The following is a 3,056-nucleotide window of genomic DNA, read 5'->3' on the forward strand; positions in this document are numbered from 1 at the left end:
GGTGATGGTTCTTGCCATGCACGTCATTGGCGATGGCCCCGCCGAGCGTGACGAATTGCGTGCCTGGCACAACGGCGGGGAAGAAGCCGTAGGGGGCGGCGTGGGCGATGATGTCGGACAACAGCACGCCGGCCTCCGCCTCGAGAACACCGGTTTCGGCGTTGAAGGCGTGGATCCGGTTCAGCGATCGCATATCGACGACCGCTCCGGCCCCGTTCTGGCAGGAATCGCCGTAGGAGCGGCCATTGCCATAGGCAAGCAGCGACGCCGGCTTGGCCTGACCGCCCTTCAGCAGCGCGATCGCCTCGTCGGCACCGATGGCGCGCGGCGCCGGCGGCGTGGCAAGGCCAAAGCTTGGGAAACGTCCGGCGGCCATGCCTACCAGCCCCCGATGACCAGCATCACCGCACCGATCAGCACCACGATCTGGCTGCGCCAGTCGCGGATGATGAAGACGACCGGATCGTCATGCATCTCGTTGCGGCGCGCCAGGATCCAGACGCGCATGGTAAGATAAAGCACGATCGGCGCCAGCGGCCAGATCAGCCATGGATGCGGATAGAGTTCCCGCACCGCGACACTGTCCATGTAGAGCGCCAGCACCAGCGCCGAGGAGAAGGCCGAGGCCATGCCGGCCTGGGCGACGATCTCCTGGTCTTCGGTGCGATAGCCGCGACCGGCAATGCGCTCGCCGGGCGGAATGGCGGTGGTGCGCAGTTCGACGAAGCGCTTCACCAGCGCCAGCGACAGGAAGAAGAAGATGGAGAAGGCCAGCAGCCAGAACGAGACGTCGACGCCGGTCGCCGCCGCACCGGCCAGGACGCGGATCGTGTAGAGGCCGGCGAGCGTCAGCACATCGACCAGCAGCATGCGCTTGAACGACAGCGAATAGGCGGTGGTGACGACCATGTAGCCGCCGAGCACAGCCATGAATTCGGGCGACAGGAACAGCCCGGTGCCGATGCCGATCGCCAGAAGCACCGCGATCGCCCCAAGTCCGAACGGGATCGACAGCGCGCCGCTGGCGAACGGCCTGTTGCGCTTGGTGAGGTGTTTGCGGTCGAGCGCGAGGTCGAAGAAATCATTGAGGATGTAGATGGCCGATGCCACCGCGCTGAACGAGACGAATGCCAGCAGGCATTCCCAGATCATGTCGGTGTTGAAATATTCATGCGAGAGCACCATCGGCACTGCGATCAGCGAATTCTTCAGCCACTGATGCACGCGCAGCATCTTGACGATGGTCCGCAAAGTGGGCTTCGGCGCCGACACCGTCTCGGCGCCATGTGCCGCCTGCCAGCGCGCGGCATGGCGGTCGGGCGCGACGACGATCGCGTTGCGTGCGGCATCGAAGACCTGGAGGTCATGGCGGCTGTTGCCGGCGTAGTCGAAACCGCCATCGCCATAGGCTGCGATCAGCGAGGCGCGCTTCCTGCCCGAGGTGAGATTGGCGAGACCATCGGTGGCCAGCACCTGGTCGAAAATGCCGAGATGGGCCGCGATGGCGTCGGCGAACTTGCGCGGCGTACCGGTCGCCAGCACGATCTTGCGGCCCTCGGCGTGCTCGGTCCGGAGGCGGCAAAGCAGCACCTCGCGATAGGGCAGCGATGCCGGATCGATGTCGATGCGCTGCGCGATCGCCTGCTTCAGCCGCGCCGGCCCGCCGGCGATCCAGAACGGTACGAGGAAGATATAGAGCGGGTTCTTCTTGAGAAGGATGAACAGCCCTTCCCACAACAGGTCGGTTGCGATCAGCGTGCCGTCGAGATCGACCGCAAGCGGTATTGCGTTCCTGTCCGATCGCGCATCCATGTCCGTCCTGCCCTGCCCGCGTAGAGTTGCGCGCCGCTTTTCGGCGTCTTGAGGCTGGTATAGCGGGCGATGGCGTAGCGAACGTTAAAACGCACGGTTGCAGACGGCTGCCATGGCGGTATTTCCGGTGTCATTGTTAAACAACCGCTACCGGAAACGATAAAAGGCCGGGCAAATGCCCGGCCTCTACAATCGTGACGCCAAGATTACTTGATGCGGGCGACACCGCCCGAGATCTCGACCGTTTCCGAACCGGTCAGGGCTTCGAGATCGCCATTGGGCAAGGTGACGAAGCAGCCGTTCGGGCAGAACTCAACCGTTTCGCCACCGGCCAGCGCAAGGTCGGTCTTGCTGCCGCCCTCCGTTACGACCAGCGTGCGGGTCTCGGCGTCCTTGTTGACCGCGCTCGCGGCATGGACCGAGCCGATGGCGGCGACCAGGGCGACTGCAGCGACGAGAGACTTCCACATGGTGCAATATCGGTGTTCCCACCGCCTCTGTTGCATTTGGCAAGGCATTTTCGCCTTTGCATGGAGCTTATATGAGATGGAAGCTGAACCGCAACTGAATGCCCCATTCATGCCGCAATCGATTCCGGGCAGGATTGAGGTCGACGGAGTCCGAGCCTAGTCCGGGTCCGGCTTCTTGGTTTTGCGAGACTTGACCAGTCGCTTCTTCTCCGCCTCGGCTTCGGCCCTTATCTGCTCCTGTTCGGCGAAGTCGGCCTCGATCTTGTCGTCGTCCGTCGGCCAGGCCTTGGGCTTGTGGGCCTCGACCACGGCGCGCGGCGTCGAGGGGATCTCGATGTGTTCGCTGCTGAATTTTTCGAGGACGGCAAAACGGATGTCGTTCTGCGCGATGTTGCCGTTCATCACGTCGGCCAGGAACACGCGGATTTCGAATTCCAGGGCGGCGGGGCCGAAATTGGAAAACAGCACGAAGGGTTCGGGGTTCTTCAGCACCATCGGGTGGCTGCGGGCGATCTCCAGCAGGACGGCATGAACCTGCTTGACGTCGCTGCCATAGGCGACGCCGACCTTGATGTCGACGCGGCCGAGCTTGTTGCGGTGCGTCCAGTTGCCGACGGCGTTGTTGATCAGGTTCGAATTGGGCAGGATCACCGATTGCCGCTGGAAGGTTTCGATCTCGGTGGCGCGCACGCTGATCTTCTTGACCGTGCCGCTGACGTCGCCGGCAACGATCCAGTCGCCCACCTTGAACGGCCGCTCGGCCAGAAGGATCAG

Annotated in this window: 4 protein-coding genes; all 4 read right to left on the reverse strand. The window is 63.4% G+C overall.

Features of this window, described 5'->3' with window-relative positions:
- Positions 1 to 376, reverse strand: a 376-nt coding sequence (locus EN969_RS24135; RefSeq protein WP_164758450.1) for an FAD-binding protein, incomplete at its 3' end; no start/stop codon positions are given.
- 2 nt (positions 377 to 378) lie between these two features.
- Positions 379 to 1,812, reverse strand: a complete 1,434-nt coding sequence (locus tag EN969_RS24140; protein WP_063168220.1) for a UbiA family prenyltransferase — start codon at positions 1,810 to 1,812, stop codon at positions 379 to 381.
- 206 nt (positions 1,813 to 2,018) lie between these two features.
- On the reverse strand, positions 2,019 to 2,282 hold the full coding sequence (locus EN969_RS24145) for a hypothetical protein (RefSeq protein WP_023812335.1): 264 nt from the start codon (positions 2,280 to 2,282) through the stop codon (positions 2,019 to 2,021).
- Between the two features lie 156 nt (positions 2,283 to 2,438).
- The coding region (locus tag EN969_RS24150; protein WP_127419456.1) for a mechanosensitive ion channel domain-containing protein at positions 2,439 to 3,056 on the reverse strand (618 nt) is incomplete at its 5' end.

Origin of the sequence: Mesorhizobium sp. M7A.F.Ca.CA.003.01.2.1 (genome assembly GCF_003998945.1) — a bacterium.
In the GTDB taxonomy this organism is placed as follows: Bacteria; Pseudomonadota; Alphaproteobacteria; order Rhizobiales; family Rhizobiaceae; genus Mesorhizobium; species Mesorhizobium ciceri.